The sequence below is a fragment of the Burkholderia sp. WSM2230 genome (assembly GCF_000472445.1).
Classification (GTDB): domain Bacteria; phylum Pseudomonadota; class Gammaproteobacteria; order Burkholderiales; family Burkholderiaceae; genus Paraburkholderia.
Genome location: NZ_AXAJ01000011.1, coordinates 150,183 through 169,972, shown reverse-complemented (window position 1 = coordinate 169,972; position 19,790 = coordinate 150,183). Strand labels below are relative to the sequence as shown.

19 protein-coding genes are annotated in these 19,790 nt (G+C 64.0%); 16 read left to right on the top strand and 3 right to left on the bottom strand.

Features of this window, described 5'->3' with window-relative positions; genetic code table 11:
- Positions 1-28 precede the first annotated feature (28 nt).
- The 16 genes from A3AC_RS0121090 (at position 29) to ureG (ending at position 16,599) form a co-directional block, all read left to right on the top strand.
- Positions 29-1,330 carry a DUF3443 domain-containing protein gene (locus A3AC_RS0121090; RefSeq protein WP_025601208.1) on the top strand — a complete coding sequence of 434 codons (1,302 nt, stop codon included), beginning with the start codon at positions 29-31 and terminating at the stop codon, positions 1,328-1,330.
- Between the two features lie 139 nt (positions 1,331-1,469).
- On the top strand, positions 1,470-1,922 hold the full coding sequence (locus A3AC_RS0121085; protein ID WP_025601207.1) for a DUF2844 domain-containing protein: 453 nt from the start codon (positions 1,470-1,472) through the stop codon (positions 1,920-1,922).
- Positions 1,923-1,952: 30 nt separating this feature from the next.
- The gene (locus A3AC_RS30160) at positions 1,953-3,500 is read left to right on the top strand and encodes a DUF3443 family protein (RefSeq protein ID WP_084515535.1); all 1,548 of its coding nucleotides are present in this window, start codon (positions 1,953-1,955) and stop codon (positions 3,498-3,500) included.
- A gap of 547 nt (positions 3,501-4,047) precedes the next feature.
- Positions 4,048-5,352 (top strand): urea ABC transporter substrate-binding protein, encoded by a 1,305-nt coding sequence (gene urtA, locus A3AC_RS0121065; RefSeq protein ID WP_025601204.1) that lies wholly within the window; start codon positions 4,048-4,050, stop codon positions 5,350-5,352.
- Positions 5,353-5,577: 225 nt separating this feature from the next.
- Complete coding sequence (urtB, locus tag A3AC_RS0121060; RefSeq protein WP_025601203.1) at positions 5,578-7,224, top strand: urea ABC transporter permease subunit UrtB; 1,647 nt, start codon at positions 5,578-5,580, stop codon at positions 7,222-7,224.
- A gap of 1 nt (position 7,225) precedes the next feature.
- Entirely contained in the window at positions 7,226-8,419 is a 1,194-nt protein-coding gene (gene urtC, locus A3AC_RS0121055) for an urea ABC transporter permease subunit UrtC (RefSeq protein ID WP_025601202.1), read from the top strand.
- Positions 8,416-9,279 (top strand): urea ABC transporter ATP-binding protein UrtD, encoded by an 864-nt coding sequence (urtD, locus tag A3AC_RS0121050; RefSeq protein ID WP_025601201.1) that lies wholly within the window; start codon positions 8,416-8,418, stop codon positions 9,277-9,279. Before urtC ends, urtD begins: the two co-directional genes overlap by 4 nt.
- Positions 9,280-9,318: 39 nt before the next feature.
- The gene (urtE, locus tag A3AC_RS0121045) at positions 9,319-10,011 is read left to right on the top strand and encodes an urea ABC transporter ATP-binding subunit UrtE (protein WP_025601200.1); all 693 of its coding nucleotides are present in this window, start codon (positions 9,319-9,321) and stop codon (positions 10,009-10,011) included.
- Positions 10,012-10,143: 132 nt separating this feature from the next.
- On the top strand, positions 10,144-11,025 hold the full coding sequence (locus A3AC_RS0121040) for an urease accessory protein UreD (RefSeq protein ID WP_025601199.1): 882 nt from the start codon (positions 10,144-10,146) through the stop codon (positions 11,023-11,025).
- A gap of 198 nt (positions 11,026-11,223) precedes the next feature.
- Positions 11,224-12,027: a transporter substrate-binding domain-containing protein gene (locus A3AC_RS0121035; RefSeq protein ID WP_025601198.1), complete on the top strand. Its 804-nt coding sequence runs from the start codon at positions 11,224-11,226 to the stop codon at positions 12,025-12,027.
- 132 nt (positions 12,028-12,159) lie between these two features.
- Positions 12,160-12,462 carry an urease subunit gamma gene (gene ureA / locus A3AC_RS0121030; RefSeq protein WP_006048588.1) on the top strand — a complete coding sequence of 101 codons (303 nt, stop codon included), beginning with the start codon at positions 12,160-12,162 and terminating at the stop codon, positions 12,460-12,462.
- Positions 12,463-12,504: 42 nt separating this feature from the next.
- Entirely contained in the window at positions 12,505-12,810 is a 306-nt protein-coding gene (locus A3AC_RS0121025; protein ID WP_025601197.1) for an urease subunit beta, read from the top strand.
- Positions 12,811-12,865: 55 nt separating this feature from the next.
- Positions 12,866-14,572, top strand: a complete 1,707-nt coding sequence (gene ureC, locus A3AC_RS0121020; RefSeq protein ID WP_025601196.1) for an urease subunit alpha — start codon at positions 12,866-12,868, stop codon at positions 14,570-14,572.
- A 2-nt stretch (positions 14,573-14,574) separates the two neighbouring features.
- The gene (ureE, locus tag A3AC_RS0121015; RefSeq protein WP_025601195.1) at positions 14,575-15,267 is read left to right on the top strand and encodes an urease accessory protein UreE; all 693 of its coding nucleotides are present in this window, start codon (positions 14,575-14,577) and stop codon (positions 15,265-15,267) included.
- A complete protein-coding gene (locus A3AC_RS0121010; RefSeq protein ID WP_025601194.1) occupies positions 15,254-15,934 on the top strand; it encodes an urease accessory protein UreF in 681 nt (226 codons plus the stop codon). Before ureE ends, A3AC_RS0121010 begins: the two co-directional genes overlap by 14 nt.
- Before the next feature lie 11 nt (positions 15,935-15,945).
- Positions 15,946-16,599 carry an urease accessory protein UreG gene (ureG, locus tag A3AC_RS0121005; RefSeq protein WP_025601193.1) on the top strand — a complete coding sequence of 218 codons (654 nt, stop codon included), beginning with the start codon at positions 15,946-15,948 and terminating at the stop codon, positions 16,597-16,599.
- Positions 16,600-16,631: 32 nt separating this feature from the next.
- On the opposite strand, the gene A3AC_RS0121000 is transcribed toward ureG, so the two are convergent.
- The 3 genes from A3AC_RS0121000 to A3AC_RS0120990 all read right to left on the bottom strand — a co-directional run bounded on the left by A3AC_RS0121000 (position 16,632) and on the right by A3AC_RS0120990 (position 19,765).
- Positions 16,632-17,381: a Fic family protein gene (locus A3AC_RS0121000; RefSeq protein WP_025601192.1), complete on the bottom strand. Its 750-nt coding sequence runs from the start codon at positions 17,379-17,381 to the stop codon at positions 16,632-16,634.
- Between the two features lie 115 nt (positions 17,382-17,496).
- Positions 17,497-18,810 carry a lipid IV(A) 3-deoxy-D-manno-octulosonic acid transferase gene (gene waaA / locus A3AC_RS0120995; protein WP_025601191.1) on the bottom strand — a complete coding sequence of 438 codons (1,314 nt, stop codon included), beginning with the start codon at positions 18,808-18,810 and terminating at the stop codon, positions 17,497-17,499.
- 70 nt (positions 18,811-18,880) lie between these two features.
- The gene (locus tag A3AC_RS0120990) at positions 18,881-19,765 is read right to left on the bottom strand and encodes a Kdo hydroxylase family protein (RefSeq protein WP_025601190.1); all 885 of its coding nucleotides are present in this window, start codon (positions 19,763-19,765) and stop codon (positions 18,881-18,883) included.
- Positions 19,766-19,790 lie beyond the last annotated feature (25 nt).

Below are 19,790 nucleotides of genomic sequence, written 5' to 3'. Positions count from 1 at the left end.
ACCGGCGCTCAGCGCGAAGAGAATACCTATGAACACATTGAAGAAGACGCTTTCGCTCATGGCCGCCGTTGTGGTCTTCACGCTCTGCGCGTGCGGCGGTGGAGGCGGCGGCGGAAACGGCAATCAGGGCAGCAATTCGGCGAACTGGAACGCCACGCCGGACTGGACGCCGCACGGCTCCGGCACTTCTGGGAATACGTCGCTGCCCAATACAGGCGACAACACGGTAGAGGTCCGCGTCGACAATTCGCCGGGCACCGTCAACGTGCTCAAGGCGTCCATCAAGGTCTGCGTGCCGGGCACGCAGTCCGCGCCGCAATGCGTGACCGTGAACAACATGCTGGTCGACACCGGCTCCACCGGCGTGCGCATCGCGGCGCGCGCCATTCCCACGCTGGCTCCGCTGCTGCTGACGCAGGTCGGCGCAGTCGACGACACGAGCGGCGCCGCGCCCATCGCCGAATGCATGCCGTTTGCGGCGGGCTATACATGGGGCTCGGTCAAGCGCGCGAACATCACGATCGGCAACAAGACCGCGAGCAATCTTCCCATTCAGGTCTACTCGGACGGCGCCTATCCGACACCGGACGACTGCTCGAACTACGGCGCCGACCTGGGCGGCAGCGGCTATGCCGGCGTCAACGGCATTCTCGGCATCGACAATTTCGTAACCGATTCCGCCGACGCCGTGACCACCGCAATCCCCGGCAACTATTACTACTGCCCGTCGCAGAATTCGTGCACCAGCACGCGCATGCTGGCGAGCAAAGAGGTCAAGAACCCGGTCGTCGCATTCGCCGCGGACAACAACGGCGCGATTATCCGCCTGCCCGCCGTGCCGGCCGGCGGCCAGCCGGGCGTGACAGGGCAACTGGTGTTCGGCATCGGCACACAGCAGAACAACGTGATGCCGTCGAACCTCACTGTTCTTGCTGTCGACAAATACGGCAACTTCACGACGCAGTACAAAGGCCAGGTCTTCACCCACAGCGCAATCGACAGCGGCACGAATGCTTACGCCTTTGCGGACGACACCATTCCCACCACGCCGGACAACTGGTACATGCCCACCGCGCCGCTCAGTCTGAGCGCAATCATGGAGTCCACCAACGGCACCGGCAAGCCGTTCAATATGCCGTTCACAGTCGCGAATGCCCTCGCCCTGCGCCAGGCGGGTAACTACGCGCTGAGCAATGCCGGCTCCTACTTCGCGAATCGCAGGAGCAGCATGTTCCTGTGGGGACTGCCATTCTTCTACGGACGGGACGTCTACACGGCCATCGGCAACGTGAAGATCGGCAATCAAAGCGGGCCGTTCGTCGCGTTCTAACCATGTGCCGCGGCACTGGAGGCGCCGGTTTTTCGCCGCGCCTCCTTGCGCCATTTCCGCCAACACATTCAGCCTTGTCGGCATATTCCGGTATGGCTGCGCTGGCAACATGCTCCGACCTCTTTGCTGGAGCATTCCAATGAAATTACTGAAGGCCGCGCTCGCCGTTGCGCTCATGTTGCCGCTGGCTTCTCATGCGGCGTTGGGCGGCGCGCCGAGCGCCGGTGCGGCGTCGCAAGCGTGGCTGCGCTCGGCAGCGGCAGTGGCCGCGCCCATCGCTTCGGCATCCTACAGAGTGCATGAAGCACGCGATGCAGACGGCGTCACGATCCGCGAATACGCACTCCCGAGCAACGTCGTGTTTGCCGTCGCGTGGCAGGGACCGGTGCGCCCCGATATGAACGCGCTGCTAGGCAACTATTTCCATCGCGCGGCGTCGGCCGGTGCGGGCAAGGCTCGCGGCACAGGTCCGTTCATCGACCGCAGCGACGACTTTCAGATCGAGTCGGTCGGCCGGCCGGGCCACTTCTTCGGCAAAGCCATCCTGCCGCGGCTCCTGCCTGCGAATGTCCGTGCGGAAGACATCCGGTAACGGCACGCGTCGATTCATGAACAGGAAAAAATGAATACTTTCAGCAAGACAGTTTGCTTCGCTTTACTGACGGCTAGCGTTGGACTCGCGGGTTGCGGCGGTGGCGGCGGCGACGAGGGCGGCGCGAGCGCCGCGGCGCAGAACAACGGTAAAAGGGATTCGTTGGCTCCAGCTTCCGGGGCTGCGGCGAGTTCGAGTCCGGTGCCTGCTTCGGGTACGGGTTCTTCGCCGGCACCGGCACCGGCACCTGCCGCCGCTCCCGCTCCGGCACCTGCACCAGCTCCGACTCCAAAGCCGACTCCTGCACCCACGCCGGCACCGACTCCAGCTCCCGCTCCGATTCCGACTCCAACCCCGGCGCCAACTCCTGCTCCTGCTCCGGCTCCGAAGCCGACTCCCTATCCGTCTCCGGCACCTGCTCCGACTCCGGCACCCACTCCGAGTCCCACTCCCACGCCCACACAAAACACAGCCCCCATCACAATAGAACGATGGACAGGCGGCTACGCCAACACGCCATACGTCACCGTCAAAATCTGCGTTCCGGGCGTGCAAGGCACAAATCAATGCGCGACCGTCGACCACATGATGCTCGATACCGGCTCGGCAGGCGTGCGAGTGCTGGCGGCTGCGCTCGGCTCCGCGCTGGCGGGCAGCCTGCCGGCGCAGACAGGCGCCGCCGACGACCCCACGCGCAACGCGCCCATCTCCCAATGTGCGATCTTCGCGTCGGGTTACACCTGGGGTTCGGTCAAGCGCGCGGACGTGACCATCGGCGGGAAGCTGGCTGGCAACTTGCCGGTGCAGGTTATCAGCGACGGTGCGAATCCCACGCCAACGGATTGCGCGTCGCGCGGCATCACGGACATCGGGAACGTCACGCAGCTCGGCGCGAACGGCGTGATCGGCATCGGCTCGGCGGTCCGCGACTTTCCGCTCGCGGCGCAGTCCGTGCTGCCGGCAACGTATTACTACTGCCCGTCCACGGGGCCTTGCGCGAACACGCGCGTGCCGCTCGATACGCAGATCATGAATCCGGTGGCGGACTTCACGACCGACAACAACGGCACCATCATTCGTCTGCCTTCGCTGCAGCCGGGCGGTCAGGCAAGCGCCGCCGGCGAGCTGGTGTTCGGCATTGGAACGCAACTGAACAACGCGCTGCCCTCGAGCGCCAACATTATTCCGCTCGACGGCAACGGCTTTTTCACGACAACGTACAAGGGAAGCACGTTCGGCAACGGCGCCATCGACAGCGGCTCCAACATCACCATCTTCCGCGACACAGCCATTCCGTTCGATTCATGGGGCCGCTATACACCCGCGACTACGCTGAGCCTCTCCGCTCTCCTGAAGCCGACGAGCGGCCCAGGCAACCCGGCGACCGTCCCCTTCCAGGTCGCCAACACCGCGAGCCTCCTCTCGGGTACCTATGCCGCGTTCGACAACGTCGCGTCGTACACGTCGGTCTCAGGCTATTTCATCTGGGGCTTGCCGTTCTTCTTCGGCCGTAGTGTCTACACCGCGCTTGGCGGCTCGCAAGCCGGGGCGCAAAGCGGGCCGTTCGTCGCGTTCTGAGACAGCCGACAGAAACGCTTGCTGAACACTAGGCCGGCGTAGCGCGACGCCGGCCTCACGCTATGTCGTTCGCGCGTTCAGTCCGCGTTGTTCGACCTCTCGGTCAAGGCAGTGCCGAACACAGCGGCGTGCCCGAAATCGCCTGCCGGTCCCGCACCCATACACCATCCCTCGCCGCGCGCGCTCATACGCGCGCACTGAGACACGAGCGCCGACACTCGAGCGCAATCCAGCAGCGCAACATCATCCATGCACAACCCTGCTGCGCATGTGCACCGTCAAAGCCCCCTGCCGATTCTCACGCCTCCTCGCGGCGCGCGGCGCACCTGAACGAGGCGCATCCCGCGTCCGTGCACCAGCTTCGTACGCCATCGCGCATAAGTCCGTCCGAGCCCAGCCGCGCCGCAGCGCGCGAGTAAGCGCAATGCGCACAGCTCGACAACATGGCATATGCCTTGCAGTACACGAGCGGCAAGTCATGCAGGGCAAGCCCTGTGGCTGAGATCGACGCCCATAAACATTCATCATCAATGGCAAGGGGATATACATGAAACGTCGCAGTCTGTTGAAGTTCGGCTCCATGTCTGGCGCCCTCGCGCTTGCAGGTCGCGCGCCGTTCGCGCATGCGCAGTCCGCGAGCGGCCCCATCAAGGTCGGCATCCTGCATTCGCTGTCGGGCACGATGGCCATCTCCGAGACATCGCTGAAAGACACCGCCCTCATGACGATCGCGGAAATCAACAAGAACGGCGGCGTAATGGGCCGTCAGCTTCAGCCGGTCGTCGTCGACCCGGCGTCGAACTGGCCGCTCTTCGCCGAGAAAGCACGTCAGCTGATCACGCAGGAGAAGTGCGCAGTGGTGTTCGGCTGCTGGACCTCCGTGTCGCGCAAGTCGGTGCTGCCGGTGTTCGAGGAACTGAACGGCCTGCTGTTTTACCCGGTGCAGTATGAAGGCGAAGAGATGTCGCGCAACGTGTTCTACACCGGCGCCGCGCCGAATCAGCAAGCCATTCCCGCGACCGAATACCTGATGAGCGCCGAAGGCGGCGGCGCGAAGCGCTTTTTCCTGCTCGGCACCGACTATGTGTACCCGCGCACGACCAACAAGATCCTGCGCGCCTTCCTGAAGTCGAAGGGCGTGCAGGAAGCCGACATTCAGGAGGTCTATACGCCGTTCGGCCACAGCGACTACCAGACCATCGTCGCGAATATCAAGACGTTCTCGCAGGGCGGCAAGACGGCCGTGATCTCGACGGTGAACGGCGACTCGAACGTGCCGTTCTACAAGGAACTCGGCAACCAGGGGCTGAAGGCGTCGGACGTGCCGGTGGTCGCATTCTCGGTCGGCGAGGAAGAACTGCGCGGCATCGACACGAAGCCGCTCGTCGGCAACCTTGCGGCATGGAACTACTTCATGTCGGTGCGCAATCCGGCCAACGAGAAGTTCAAGAAGCAATGGGCCGCATGGGTCAAGGAGAACAACCTGCCGGGCGGCGCGAAGCGTGTGACCAACGATCCGATGGAAGCGACCTTCGTCGGCATTCACATGTGGAAGCAGGCGGTCGAGAAGGCGAAGAGCACGGACGTCGACAAGGTTCGCGTGGCAATGGTCGGCCAGCAGTTCGCGGCGCCCTCGGGCTTCACGCTGGAGATGGACGGCAACCACCATCTGCACAAGCCGGTGATGATCGGCGAAGTTCGCGCGGACGGTCAGTTCAACGTGGTGTGGCGCACCAAAACCGCCGTTCGCGCGCAGCCGTGGAGCCCGTTCATTGCCGGCAATGCGGGTAAGCCGGACGTCGTGAGTTCGATCCCGGCGTTCCTCAAGCGCTCGCGCTCGCGCATCGCGTGATATTGCGTGAAATCGCCTGATACTGCGTGACAACGTGGCACGGTGACCGCGACGGCTCAGTGACCGCCGTGGCCACCGTGCCGCTTCGAAGCGCTTCAAAGGCGCTGCCGCGATGCGATCCAACGGTTCGACCTACCGGCTGAGCGCGGCGCGCGCCAGCACGCAATCAGCCGGCGGACAGTGGCCCTTGCACCGCGCGCCGTCAGTCATTCTTCAAAGGCCATCATGGCGTTTTCATTTCTCACTGCTGCACGGCGGTTTGCGCGACGTAGCGTCGGCAGCGCCGCCCTTGCGCTGCTCGCGTTCGGCGCAGTCGCGCCGCACAGCGCGTTAGCATTGAACGCGGCCGATGTCGCGCCGCTCGCCGCCGACGACTTCGACGCGAAGTCCGCCGCCATCGACAAACTCATCGCCAATCACGACAAGGAATCGCTGACGGTGCTAAAGGCATTGTCCGAAGACGGCGTGCTCGCCACCGACTCCGGCGCGGTTCTCCTTCAGGACGGCGACACCACGCGCGACGCGGTCACCGGCAAAACAGTCGAAGCCGGCGACGCCCAGCCGGTCACACTGAACAATCTGCTGCGCGCCAAAGTGGCAGGCGCGCTCTCGGGCCTGCAACTCGACTCGCCGGATACGGCGACGCGCGAACAAGCCATCGAAGCGCTGCTGAAAAACCCCGATCCGTCCATCAAACCGCTCGTGGACGCGGCCCGCTCGAAGGAAACCGACCCCACGCTGAAAAAACGCCTCGACACGCTCTGGGCCATGACCGCGCTGCATGACACCGACGCTGCTAAGCGACTCGAAGCCGTGCAACTGGTCGCCGCACGGCACGACCTCGACATGAACGAACTGCTGCGCCCGCTCGTCGCGAAGAAAGCGGACGGCAGCTTTGCAGAAAGCGACGCGCGCGTGCGAGCCGCGGCGCAAAACGGCATCGACGAACTCGATGCGATCCGCCGCCGCAGTGAAATCGCCGGCACGCTGTTCGCGGGTCTGTCGCTCGGCAGTGTTCTGCTGCTCGCCGCGCTCGGCCTTGCGATCACATATGGCCTGATCGGCGTCATCAACATGGCGCACGGCGAATTCCTGATGATCGGCGCGTACGCCACCTATGTCGTGCAAAACCTCTTTCAGCGCATCGCGCCGGGCGCAGTGGACTGGTACCCGCTCGTCGCCGTGCCCGCGTCGTTCGCGGCGGCCGCGCTCGTGGGCATCGTGATCGAGCGGCTCGTGCTCAAGCATCTGTATGGCCGCCCGCTAGAAACGCTGCTGACCACCTTCGGCATCAGCCTGATCCTGATCCAGGCGACGCGCACGCTGTTCGGCGCGCAGAACGTGCAGGTCGTCAACCCTTCGTGGATGAGCGGCGGCGTGACCATGCTGCCGGGCCTGATCCTGCCGTACAACCGGCTTGCGATCCTGGCGTTTGCGCTGATAGTGGTCGGCATTGCGTGGGCCGTGCTGACCAGGACGCGCCTTGGTCTCTTCGTGCGCGCCGTCACGCAGAACCGGCGCATGGCCGCGTGCGTCGGCGTTAAAACCGCGCGGGTCGACTCGTATGCGTTCGCCTTCGGCGCGGGCATCGCGGGGCTGGGCGGCTGCGCGCTCTCGCAGATCGGCAACGTCGGCCCGGACCTCGGGCAGAGCTACATCATCGATTCGTTCATGGCGGTCGTGCTGGGCGGCGTCGGTCAACTGGCGGGCACGGTGATCGGCGGCTTCGGGCTCGGGCTCGTCAGCAAGGCGATCGAACCGTTCTGGGGCGCGGTGCTCGCGAAGATCGCGGTGCTGGTGCTGATCGTGCTGTTCATCCAGAAGCGTCCGCAGGGCATGTTCGCCCTCAAGGGCCGTAGCGCGGAGGCATGAGATGACGTCTGCAACTTCTTCTTCGGCCGCGCCGGCCCGCCTCGGCACACACGCCGGCAACGCTGGCGGCCGCGACGCACAGTCCGGTTTCGCACTCGGCTTGCCGCCGCGTCCCGCGCTCCTGTCGCGGCGCGCGTGGCTCGCGCTCATCGCATTGATCGTCGTGGTCGGGCTTGGCGTGCCGTTTGCCACGCTCGTGGTGCCGGAAGCGAGTCCCTTGCATCTGTCGGCTTACGCGACGACGATCGCCGGCAAGTTCATGTGCTATGCAATTGCCGCGCTCGCGCTCGATCTGGTGTGGGGCTACTGCGGCATTCTGAGCCTCGGCCATGCACTGTTCTTCGCGCTCGGCGGCTATGCGATCGGCATGTACCTGATGCGCGCCATCGGTCGCGACGGCAAGTACGGCAGCGATCTGCCTGACTTCATGGTGTTCCTCGACTGGCATCAACTGCCCTGGTACTGGCAAGGCACGCAACATCTCGGCTATGCGCTGCTGCTCGTGGTACTGGTGCCGGCGGTGGTCGCATGGGTATTCGGCTTTTTCACGTTCCGCTCGCGCGTGAAAGGCGTGTACCTGTCGATCATCACGCAGGCCATGACGTTCGCCGCCATGCTGCTCTTTTATCGTAACGAGACTGGCTTCGGCGGGAACAACGGCTTCACGGACTTCAAGCGCATCGGCGGCTTTCCGATCACGCATGCGGGCACGCGCACTGCGCTGCTGCTCATTACGTTCGCGGTGCTGATCGTGGCTTTCATCGGCGCACGGGCAATCGTCACATCGAAGCTCGGCCGCGTCGTCACGGCCGTACGCGACGGCGAAACCCGTTTGATGTTCCTCGGCTACAGCCCGCTCGCGTACAAGCTTTTCGTGTGGACCGTGTCCGCGGTGCTGTGCGGGATTGCCGGCGCACTATATGTGCCGCAGGTCGGCATCATCAATCCGGGCGAGATGTCGCCCGGCAATTCGATCGAAATGGCGATCTGGGTGGCCGTGGGCGGACGCGGCACGCTGATCGGGCCGATTGTCGGCGCGTTCGCCGTGAACGGCGCGAAGAGCTTTTTCACCGCCAACTTTCCTGAATACTGGCTGTTTTTCCTCGGCCTGATTTTCGTGCTGGTTCCGCTTTTCCTGCCGAACGGCATCATGGGACTCGTGGACCTCGCCACGCGCAAGAGGAACCGCACATGAACGAAAACCCGATGGTTCCCGATCTGGACTTGCCCGAACAACCTTCGCAACACGCGCTTAGCGGCGTCGCCAGCATGGGGCACGCGGTCGTGCCGGGCGAGATCGACGTATCGCACGGCACGATCCTCTATCTAGAGGACGTGACCGTGAGCTTCGACGGCTTTCGCGCGTTGAACGCGCTGACGCTTTCTATCGACACGGGCGAATTGCGTTGCATCATCGGCCCGAACGGCGCGGGCAAGACAACGATGATGGACGTGATCACCGGCAAGACGGAGCCGGATTCCGGCAAGGTGTTTCTCGGCCAGTCAATCGATCTGACGCGAATGAACGAGCCGTCCATCGCGCGCGCCGGCATTGGACGCAAATTCCAGAAGCCGACGGTTTTCGAGCAGCATCCCGTGTGGGAGAACCTCGAACTCGCGATGAAGACCGACAAGGGATGGCTCGCGTCGTTGCGCGCACGGCTCGACCGCACGGCGCAAGCGCGCATCGAAGAGACGCTCGTGCTGATCGGTCTCGAAAGCGAGGCCCGGCGCCTCGCGGGCGAGCTTTCGCATGGGCAGAAGCAGCGGCTCGAGATCGGCATGCTGTTGATGCAGCAGCCCGCACTGCTGCTGCTCGACGAACCCGCCGCGGGCATGACCGACGACGAAACGATGCAACTGGCCGACTTGCTCAATCACCTGCGCGGCACCTGCTCGATGATGGTGGTCGAGCACGACATGGAATTCGTGGCGGCGCTCTCCGGCGCAACCGGCAAGGTCACGGTGATGGCCGAAGGACGCGTGCTCGCGCAGGGCACGCTTGACGACGTGAAACGCGACGAGACGGTGATCGAGTCGTATCTCGGCCGCTGAGCGGGCGGGCCAATCTGAGAGTCGAGAGGTCGAGACAACATGCTCGAAGTAGAAAACCTGAACCAGTACTACGGCGGCAGCCACATTCTTCGCGACGTGAAGCTCACGGTGCCCGAGGGCAAGCTCACCGTGCTGCTCGGCCGCAACGGCGTCGGCAAGACCACGCTGCTGCGCTGCCTGATGGGCGTCGTACAGACGAAAAGCGGCTCCATCGCGTGGCGCGGCGCACCGATCACCAAGCTGCCCACCTATTCGCGTGTGGAGAAAGGACTCGCCTATGTGCCGCAGGGGCGCGATATTTTTCCACGCCTCACCGTCGAAGAAAATCTGCTGGTGGGCGCGGCCAGCAAGCAAGCGCCGAAGAAAATTCCCGAGCGCATCTACGAGTTGTTTCCTGTGCTGAAGGATATGCGCGGGCGCCGCGGCGGCGATCTGTCGGGCGGTCAGCAACAGCAGCTCGCGATTGGGCGGGCCTTGATGAGCGATCCGCAACTGCTGATTCTGGACGAGCCCACGGAAGGCATACAGCCGTCCATCATTCAGGACATTGGCCGCACGCTTCGCCAACTCGTCGAGGAAATGGGCATGACGGTGCTGCTCGTCGAGCAGTATTACGACTTCGCGAAGGACATTGCCGACCGCTATTGGGTGATGAGCCGAGGCGAAATCGTCGCGGGAGGGGAAGGCGCCAATATGGATGCCGATGGCGTGCGCGCGTTGATCGCGGTGTGAGTCTGGCGCGTTCAGGGGCGTGCTATGCTCGGCGCGTCCGGTGTTGGGGTCCCGGTGTTGGGGCGGGTGTCTGGCCCTGCATGCGCCTCTGGTTGCACTCTCTACTCACACGTCGATCGCACGTTCCTTCGCATGTCGCTTCACGAAAATCACGTCACGCTGGCTAATGCGCAAGTGGAAGCGCATGCGCAATGGCGCGCGCGGCTCGAACTCGGCTTTGTCAGGCATGGTGAGCGGACCACGCTCGCTCATCGGCTTCATGATGGGCCGTTGCGTGTGCAGCGGCCGCTTTATCCCGAAGGCGAATCCATCTGTCATGCGGTGATCGTGCATCCGCCGGGCGGGATTGCAGGCGGCGATGTGCTTTCCATTGACGTCGACGTGGGCGCTGGTGCGCACGCGGTCATCACGACGCCTGGCGCGACCAAGTGGTACAAGTCCAATGGACGCGACGCGCGGCAGAACATCTGCGTGCGTGTCGGCGAGCATGCGAAGCTCGACTGGCTGCCGCAGAACAACATCGTGTTCGATCATGCGAATGCGGCGCTGGATTTCTCGCTGACGCTCAGGGAAGGCGCCACCGCGATCGGCTGGGACGCGACGCAGCTTGGCCGTCAGGCAGCCGGCGAGCGCTGGTCGGCGGGCGGCCTGCGAGCCGTGTCGCGTATCGCGCGGGCCAATGGCGAATTGCTGTGGCTGGAACGCGCGAACCTTGCTGCGGATGATCCACTGAGGGATGCCGCGCAAGGGCTCGGCGGTTTTCCTGCGTATGGGACGCTGTGGGCCGTCGGCCCCGCTTGCGACGACGCGCTGGCAGAAGCGCTGACCGCCCAGCTCCCCTTCGATGACTCCTTGCGTGCGGCGGCTTCATGTGTGACCGGTGGCGTGTTGCTCGTGCGGGCCGTGTCGAGGTCGATGGAGACCTTGCAGCGCGCATTGACGCAATGCTGGTTGCAGTTGCGGCCGGTGGTGCATCAGGTCGAGGCCGTGCCGTTGAGAATCTGGACGACGTAGGTTCGCGGCCACCGCTTTCACCGCGTAAGATGCGCACGCACCAAATCGGCGCGAAGCCGAGCCCACTCGCGGTGCAAACACAGGCAAACCTCCTTGCCTGCTCCCGCCGCACCACGATGGCACATACCTTGCATCCTCACCCGCGATGCTGCCTTGCACAGCCGGGCAGCCACCCGCCACCACCCACGCCCATTACAAATGAACCGACCCACGCCTGGTTTCACGCGCCGCACGCTGCTTGCCGCCCTGCTCGTCTCGCCCATCCTCGCGATCACCGCTTCCGCAGCCCACGCCGACACGCTCGATAACATCGCCAAAGCAGGCGTGCTGAAGGTCGCGGTGCCGGAAGACTATCCGCCGTTCGGCTCGGTCGGCCCCGACATGAAGCCCCAAGGCTACGACATCGACACGGCCGCGCTGCTCGCGAAGTCGATGAACGTGAAGCTCGAACTGGTGCCCGTCAACAGCGCGAACCGCATCCCGTATCTGCAAACCAACAAGGTCGACCTCGTGATCTCGTCGCTCGGCAAGACGCCGGATCGCGAGAAGGTGATCGACTTCTCGACCGCCTACGCGCCGTACTACCAGGGCGTGTTCGGTCCCGCCGACGTCAAGGTCAGCGGCCCCGCCGATCTCACCGGCAAGACAGTCGGCGCGACGCGCGGCGCGCTCGAGGAACTCGGCCTCACGCAAATGGCGCCCAACGCCACGATCAAGCGCTTCGAAGACAACAACGCGACCATCGCCGCGTTTCTCTCGGGCCAGGTTCAACTGATCGCCGCGGGCAACATCGTCGCGGCTGCGATTCTCGCGAAAAATCCGCCGCGCCGGCCAGAGCCGAAGTTCGTCATCAAGAATTCACCGTGTTTCGTCGGGATGAACAAGAACGAACCGCGCCTGCAGCAGAAGGTCAACACGGCAATCGCGCAGGCGAAGCAGGACGGCACCCTCAACACGATGTCGAAGAAGTGGTTCGGCGCGGCGCTGCCTGCGGATCTGTAAGCGCACCGTTAGCCGGACTTGATAGCGTCGCTGTTTGTCCGCCATTGCGCGGGTCGCGTCCGCGATCCGCAATGCCTATCATTGTCGCGACCCGATTCGCCTTAACCGGGTGCCACCCACCACACTCATTCGATGAAGCTGACACCTCGCGAGAAGGACAAGCTGCTGATCTTCACCGCCGCGCTGCTTGCCGAACGGCGCCGCGCGCGCGGCCTCAAACTCAACTATCCGGAAGCGGTCGCCTTTATCACGGCGGCGCTGATGGAAGCGGCGCGCGACGGCAAGACCGTCGCCGAGGTCATGCACTACGGCACCACGCTCCTCACGCGCGACGACGTCATGGAAGGCGTGCCCGAGATGATTCCCGACATCCAGGTCGAAGCCACCTTTCCCGACGGCACGAAGCTCGTCACCGTGCATCATCCGATCCCGTGATCCGTTGAACTCTGAATCCCTCAAGATACGAAAGGCACGCGCATGATTCCCGGCGAACTCCTCATCGACGACGGCGAGCACGAACTCAACGCGGGCCGCGCCACCGTTACGGTCGTCGTGTCGAATACCGGCGACCGGCCGGTGCAGATCGGCTCGCACTACCACTTCTACGAAGTGAACGACGCGCTTTCGTTCGATCGTGAAGCGGCGCGCGGCTTTCGCCTGAACATCGCGGCGGGCACGGCCGTGCGCTTCGAGCCCGGCCAGGAGCGCACCGTCGAGCTCGTCGAACTGGCGGGCGAGCGCATCGTCTACGGCTTCAACGGCAAGGTGATGGGCAAGCTGTGAAGCGCCGCGCGCGCTTCGCTGCCCGACCCGCCCTGCTCAATTCCGGACCCACACCATGACCTTACGCATTGGCCGCCGCGCATACGCGGAAATGTTCGGCCCCACCACCGGCGACCGCGTGCGTCTTGCCGACACCGAGTTGCTGATCGAAGTCGAACGCGACTTCACGACCTACGGCGAAGAAGTGAAATTCGGCGGCGGCAAAGTGATTCGCGACGGCATGGGCCAGTCGCAGCGCGTGCATGCCGAGGTTGTCGATACCGTCGTGACGAATGCGGTGATTCTGGATCATTGGGGCATCGTGAAGGCCGACATCGGCATCAAGGACGGCCGCATCGCGGCCATCGGCAAGTCGGGCAATCCCGACATCCAGCCGGACGTGACGATTGCGATTGGCGCGTCCACCGAGGTGATCGCCGGCGAAGGGCTGATCGTGACGGCGGGCGGCATCGACACGCACATTCATTTCATCAGCCCGCAGCAGATCGAGGAAGCGCTCGCGAGCGGCGTGACGACGATGCTCGGCGGCGGCACCGGCCCGGCGACGGGCACTAATGCGACCACCTGCACGCCGGGTCCGTGGCACCTTGAGCGCATGCTGCAAGCCGCGGACGGCTACCCGATGAACCTCGGCTTTCTCGGCAAGGGCAACGTGAGCCAGCCGCAGCCGGCGCTCGAGCAGATTGCCGCGGGCGCGATCGGCCTGAAGCTGCACGAGGACTGGGGCACGACGCCGGCCGCGATCGATAATTGCCTCTCGGTTGCGGACGACACTGACACGCAAGTCGCGATTCACACCGACACGCTGAACGAAGCCGGCTTCGTGGAAGCGACCGTGGCCGCGTTCAAGGGCCGCACGATCCACACGTATCACACCGAAGGCGCGGGCGGCGGCCACGCACCGGACATCATCAAGGTCTGCGGCGAAGCGAATGTGCTGCCTTCGTCGACCAATCCGACGCGGCCTTACACCGTCAACACGCTAGATGAGCATCTCGACATGCTGATGGTGTGTCATCACCTGGACCCGTCGATTGCGGAAGACATTGCGTTTGCCGAATCGCGCATTCGCCGCGAGACCATCGCGGCCGAAGACATCCTGCACGATCTCGGCGCGCTCTCCATGCTGTCGTCCGATTCGCAGGCAATGGGGCGCGTGGGCGAAGTGATCATCCGCACATGGCAGACCGCGCACAAGATGAAAGTGCAGCGCGGTGCGCTGCCCGAGGACAACGCTCGGCACGACAACTTTCGCGCGAAGCGCTATGTCGCGAAGTACACGATCAACCCGGCCATTACGCACGGCATCGCGCATGAAGTGGGTTCCATCGAGCGGGGCAAATGGGCGGATCTCGTGTTCTGGGAGCCAGCGTTCTTCGGCATCAAGCCGTCGCTGATTCTGAAGGGCGGCATGATCGCGATGGCGCAGATGGGCGACCCGAACGCGTCGATTCCGACGCCGCAGCCGGTGCATTATCGCGAGATGTTCGCGACGCGCGGCGGTGCCTTGGGGCGCACGTCGCTGACTTTCGTTTCGCAACTAGCCGCCGATGCAGGTGTGGCCGAGCGCTATGGTCTGAACAAGCGTATCGTTGCCGTGAAGAACTGCCGCAACATCACAAAGGCGGACATGATTCACAACGCGTGGCGCCCGTCGATCAGCGTCGATCCGGAAACTTATGAAGTGATCGCCGACGGTCAATTGCTGACCTGCGAACCGGCCACTGTCTTGCCGATGGCGCAACGCTACTTCCTCTTCTGATCATGCGCACACTCGACAAGCTGATTGCACCTCATTTGAAGCTCGCGCCGGTGCTCGTGAAGCGCGCGCCCACATTGACTCTTGCTTTCGACGAGCGTCGCAGGAGCCGCCTCGCGGCCACACTCGATAACGGCGAGGAAGTCGCTGTGCTGCTGCCGCGCGGCACCGTGCTGCGCGACGGCGATGTGCTGATCGCGGACGACGGCGGCCTCGTGCGCGTGGTGGCGGCGCCCGAAACGGTGCTCGTGGTCCGCGCGAAAGACGCGCTAACGCTGACGCGCGCGGCATATCACCTCGGCAATCGTCATACGCCGGTGGAAATTGGCGCGGACTATCTGAAGCTCGAATACGACCCGGTGCTGGCCGATATGGTCAAGCGCATCGGCGCGACGGTGGATCAGGTATCCATGCCGTTTCAGCCCGAATCCGGCGCGTATGGCGGCGGGCACAAGCACGGGCACGACGAGAGCTTCGCCGAAGACTATGCGCTGGCGCAGCAGGTGTTCGACGAGCATCATGGGCATTCGCATGACCCTTCGCATGGTCATGCGCACGGGCATGTCCACGGCCACGAACACAATCACGCTCACGATCACGATCACGATCACGGCCATGCGCACGATCACGATCACGAAGACCACGTGCACGACGAAAACTGCGGCCACGCGCACCACCATCACCATGCGCATCGCTGAACTCACGGCGCTGTTGCATCTCGCGTCGCCGGCACTGCCGATCGGCGCGTTCAGTTATTCGCAGGGACTGGAAGCGGCGATCGAAGCGCAACTGGTCACCGACGCCGATTCCGCGCGCGACTGGATCGCAAGCGGACTCACCGACGTGCTCGCGCATGGCGAACTGCCGTTGCTCGCGCATCAGATAGAACGCTGGCGCACTCACGACGCAGCCGGTCTCACGAAAGCCAACAGCGAATTTCTCGCGAGCCGCGAGTCTGCCGAGTTGCGCCGCGAAACCGAGCAGATGGGCTGGTCGTTGCGGCAGTTGTGCGTATCGCTGGAATGGGGCGATGCAGCGAGGCGCGCGACGCTCGCCTCGATCTCGCCGCTCGCGCAACCCACGGCGTTCGCATTCGCAGCCTATGCGCATGACGCCGCCGTCGACGCCGCGCTTGCCGCCTATGCATTCAGCTGGGTGGAAAACCAGGCCGCCGCCGCATTGAAGGCCGTGCCACTGGGGCAACTCGCGGGGCAACGCATCATCGTCGCATTGCGCGGGCCGATTGATGCGGCGGTAACGCGCGCGCTCGCGACGTCGCCGGAAAACATCAACACCTTCGCGCCGCAGCTCGGCATTCTGTCGGCGCGTCACGAGTCGCAGTATTCGCGGCTATTTCGCTCATAAAACGATCCATCATGAACGCACCTCAACATACCGCTCACTCGTCTTCGCGCACGAAGAAGCTGCCGCCGCTGCGCGTGGGCGTCGGCGGCCCGGTGGGCTCGGGCAAGACAACGCTGCTCGAAATGCTCTGCAAGGCGATGCGCGAACAGTACGATCTCGTCGCGATCACCAACGACATCTACACGAAAGAAGACCAGCGCCTGCTGACGGTCGCGGGCGCATTGCCCGCCGAGCGGATCATGGGCGTCGAGACGGGCGGCTGCCCGCACACGGCGATTCGCGAAGATGCGTCGATCAACCTCGAAGCCGTGGACCGCATGCTCACGCGCTTTCCGGACGCGGACATCGTTTTCATCGAATCGGGCGGCGACAATCTCGCGGCCACCTTCAGTCCGGAACTGTCGGACCTGACTATTTACGTGATCGACGTGGCGGGCGGCGAGAAGATTCCGCGCAAGGGCGGGCCTGGCATTACGAAGTCGGACCTGCTCGTGATCAACAAAACGGACCTCGCGCCGCTCGTGGGCGCGAATCTCGACGTGATGGCCTCGGATGCGAAGAAGATGCGCGGCGAGCGGCCTTTTGTGATGTGCAATCTGAAGGCGCTCGACGGGCTGGACGAGGTGGTACGGTTTATCGAGCGAAAGGGGCTGTTGAAGGTTTGATAGCCAAGGGGCGCGGCAGGCGCACTTGCCCCTCATTCCCCAGGATGACACTCGACAAGAAACGCCATCATTTCCGTCGCGTCCTTCGATAGATAGAACCGCACCATCTTCTCGTTGAACTCCGCTGCGCGTTGCGCGGGAACACTGATGGCGTCGATGCCGTTCGACATTAGCACGCCGTTCATCATGAATCGTGAAGTGCGCTTATTGCCGTCGAAGAAAAACTGTTGCAGCGCTCCAAACAGAAAGAACGCGCAGCCTCGCTCAAATGGATTCGAAATCTGCTCGTTCAACGCACGCGTGCCGACGGCAAACACCCTGTTCAGTTCGGGCGCGCCGGGTAACGTCGGCAACGGCGTATGGCGTCCAAATTCGCCAAGGCCGATATCTGGCGTATAGCGCGTTTCCTCGCCTTCGCCACGAAACATGCCCCATTCGAGCGCCTCATTGCGCGCCACGATGCGATGCAGATCGCAGAACGTAGTTTTGTCGAGTGAGAAACGCTGATCACGCACGAGCGCCAGCAAGTACTTTGAGCTTTCCGCTAGATTCAGCACTTGCTCCTGATCGGAAATTTTGCGACCGCCGACTGTCACGCCATCGAGAAGCGTCTTCACCTCGGGAAACGTAAACGGATTCCCTTCGAGTACGCTCGCATCCCAAACGAATTCGGGCAGCATTCGATGAAAACGGAACGTCACGCGTTTAATGGAATGCGTTGCCACGTCTTGCGGGACAGCACTGCGGTCCCATTGGAACCCGAGGTCGGTGAGAAGTGTCATGGGTGATCAATGCGAAAAGCAGTTTCGTGACACGCCTGCCCTGGAAGGACATACGCCAGTAGTTCTCTGAAGGATATATGATTTATTCGCGGAGCACGCCGCGGCAGGCGCCCCCTCACTCCGGCAACAATGCCATCAGCACATCCACCGTGCGCGCGGTTGCTCCACGATGACGCGCGGCAAAGGCCGACGCCGCGCCGCCCATGGCGAGGCGCCGCGCCTTGTCGTTGAAAAGCTCGCGCAGCGCGCGGGCAAGATCGGCCGGGGCCTGCACCTGCACCGCCGCGCCGGCAGCGACGGCATCGGCCGTGGCCTGCGTGAAGTTGAACACGTGCGGCCCGATCAGCACCGGCACGCCGACCGCGCACGCCTCGATCAGGTTTTGCCCGCCGAGCGGCAACAGACTGCCGCCTATGAACGCGAGATCCGAAGCAGCGTAGTAAGCGCCGAGTTCTCCCATTGAATCGCCGAGCAGTACATTCACGGCCGCCGGCAACGCAGGCACGCCGCCGCTCGCAGCCGCGGCCGCCGACGCCACCTTCGCGTCCGGCGCCCACGCGGAACGCCGCGCGAGCCGCAAGCCCGCTTTCTCGACGAGCCCCGCTACTTCGTTAAAGCGCTGCGGATGGCGGGGCACGAGAATCAGCAGCGCGCCCTCGACGCCAAGCTCGGAGAACGCCTGCAGCACGAGTTCCTCTTCGCCTTCGCGCGTGCTCGCGGCGACCCACACGGGCCGCGTGCCGATGGCCGCGCGCCACGCATGTCCGCGCGCCGCCAGTTCCGGCGGCGTGCTCATGTCGAACTTGAGATTGCCGAGCACCGCGACGTTGCGCGCACCGAGCGCCGTCAGCCGCTCGGCGTCGGAAGGACTCTGAGCCAGCACGCGCGCAAAGCCGCCGAACACGTCCTTGGTCGCGCCGCCGAACTTCGCCGCGCGCTTATAGGAGCGCGCCGACATCCGCGCATTGGTCAGCACGAGCTGCACGTCTGCGCGACGGCATTCGTCGATCAGCGTGGGCCACACTTCGGTTTCCATTACGAGACCGAGCGACGGCCGCCATGCGCGCAAGAAGCGCCGCACCGCGCGCGGCATGTCGTACGGCAGATAGCTTCGCAACACGCGGTCACCGAAAATCTGCTCGCCGGTCGCGCGGCCGCTCGGCGTCATATGAGTCAACAGGATGCGCGCGTCGGGACGCGCCTTGATGAGCGCCTCGATCAGCGGCTGCGCGGCGCGCGTCTCGCCGACTGACACCGCATGCACCCAGATCAAAGGCGCGTTGTCCTCGGGCAGGCGTCCGCGCGCATAGCCAAAGCGCTCGCCGATATGCTGACGATAACCGCGCTCCTTGCGCGAGCGGATCAGCAAACGCAGCACAGCGGCGGGCGCGATGAGCCACCACAACGCGTTATAGATCGCCCTTAGCATCGGCGCTCCGCTGCATCGAGCGCGCGACGGGCGGGCAACAGAGCCTGCGGACTCAGATAAGCCGCGGCGCTCAAACCAGCGCCCTGCCCTTGAGACGTTCGAGTATGCCGAGCGGCGCGCATTCGGGCTGCGCCATCGCCTTGACCGGCAGGAAGAAGGTCTGTTCGAGCATGAACTGGCCGGACATCACCGCATGCGAAGTCTGGTCCGAGAAACACACCCAGACACTGCCCGGCGGAAACGGCATGGTCTCCTGCGGGCTCGTCTTCTGATACTCGAGGTCCGCCTTCATGCCGTCGTGCAGATTGAGCATCAGATGGTCGTATTCGCTGCGCGGCGACTTCGTGACATGCAGCAGATTCAAAAGCCACGCGGAGCCCGGCATTTGCGGCTTGATATGCGGCAGGAAGCGTTTAGCCATGTCCTCGAACGGTTCGCCGACGCGCCACACGCGCGGCACGCCATGCGGATTGATGTTGGTGAACACGCGCAGAATGCGCTCGCCATAATTCGGCCGCGAGGGGAAGGCGTCGACGTGCAGGCGGCTATCGTCCTTGCGCCAGGACGTCTGGCGCGTTTCCACCTGATGCAGCCGCAGGCTCGTAGGCGCGACGCGCAACTTGCCGTTGTATTCGGGAAAGAGCCCGTCGACCAACGTGCGCGCGTTCGCCTGATAACGCGCGATCAACGCGCGCACCGCGGACTGCGTGACGGCGTCGCCGGCTACGCCATGCAGCGCGCCGCCGTTCGGTTCGAGGCTGATGTTCTTTCGATTCGGATCGGCGAGCGCGGGATCGAGCAGCGCCTGCTCGCCGCCTTCAACAGCAAAGCGCAGGTTCGGAAAATACAGCACCTTGCCGCGTTCGACGCCGGCGAGCAGCGTTTCGCGCGGCACGGACAGATTGCGCCCGTGCCAGTCGGCGTTCGCGACTTCGATAATCTGGGTTTCGTTCATGATCGCCCTTGAAAACGGATGATGC

Excerpts from the sequence above, each read along its gene's own strand:
- A3AC_RS0121090 (WP_025601208.1), top strand. The coding sequence starts at position 29 with ATGAACACATTGAAGAAGACGCTTTCGCTCATGGCCGCCGTTGTGGTC.
- A3AC_RS0121085 (WP_025601207.1), top strand. The coding sequence starts at position 1,470 with ATGAAATTACTGAAGGCCGCGCTCGCCGTTGCGCTCATGTTGCCGCTG.
- A3AC_RS30160 (WP_084515535.1), top strand. The coding sequence starts at position 1,953 with ATGAATACTTTCAGCAAGACAGTTTGCTTCGCTTTACTGACGGCTAGC.
- urtA (WP_025601204.1), top strand. The coding sequence starts at position 4,048 with ATGAAACGTCGCAGTCTGTTGAAGTTCGGCTCCATGTCTGGCGCCCTC.
- urtB (WP_025601203.1), top strand. The coding sequence starts at position 5,578 with ATGGCGTTTTCATTTCTCACTGCTGCACGGCGGTTTGCGCGACGTAGC.
- urtC (WP_025601202.1), top strand. The coding sequence starts at position 7,226 with ATGACGTCTGCAACTTCTTCTTCGGCCGCGCCGGCCCGCCTCGGCACA.
- urtD (WP_025601201.1), top strand. The coding sequence starts at position 8,416 with ATGAACGAAAACCCGATGGTTCCCGATCTGGACTTGCCCGAACAACCT.
- urtE (WP_025601200.1), top strand. The coding sequence starts at position 9,319 with ATGCTCGAAGTAGAAAACCTGAACCAGTACTACGGCGGCAGCCACATT.
- A3AC_RS0121040 (WP_025601199.1), top strand. The coding sequence starts at position 10,144 with ATGTCGCTTCACGAAAATCACGTCACGCTGGCTAATGCGCAAGTGGAA.
- A3AC_RS0121035 (WP_025601198.1), top strand. The coding sequence starts at position 11,224 with ATGAACCGACCCACGCCTGGTTTCACGCGCCGCACGCTGCTTGCCGCC.
- ureA (WP_006048588.1), top strand. The coding sequence starts at position 12,160 with ATGAAGCTGACACCTCGCGAGAAGGACAAGCTGCTGATCTTCACCGCC.
- A3AC_RS0121025 (WP_025601197.1), top strand. The coding sequence starts at position 12,505 with ATGATTCCCGGCGAACTCCTCATCGACGACGGCGAGCACGAACTCAAC.
- ureC (WP_025601196.1), top strand. The coding sequence starts at position 12,866 with ATGACCTTACGCATTGGCCGCCGCGCATACGCGGAAATGTTCGGCCCC.
- ureE (WP_025601195.1), top strand. The coding sequence starts at position 14,575 with ATGCGCACACTCGACAAGCTGATTGCACCTCATTTGAAGCTCGCGCCG.
- A3AC_RS0121010 (WP_025601194.1), top strand. The coding sequence starts at position 15,254 with ATGCGCATCGCTGAACTCACGGCGCTGTTGCATCTCGCGTCGCCGGCA.
- ureG (WP_025601193.1), top strand. The coding sequence starts at position 15,946 with ATGAACGCACCTCAACATACCGCTCACTCGTCTTCGCGCACGAAGAAG.
- A3AC_RS0121000 (WP_025601192.1), bottom strand. The coding sequence starts at position 17,381 with ATGACACTTCTCACCGACCTCGGGTTCCAATGGGACCGCAGTGCTGTC.
- waaA (WP_025601191.1), bottom strand. The coding sequence starts at position 18,810 with ATGCTAAGGGCGATCTATAACGCGTTGTGGTGGCTCATCGCGCCCGCC.
- A3AC_RS0120990 (WP_025601190.1), bottom strand. The coding sequence starts at position 19,765 with ATGAACGAAACCCAGATTATCGAAGTCGCGAACGCCGACTGGCACGGG.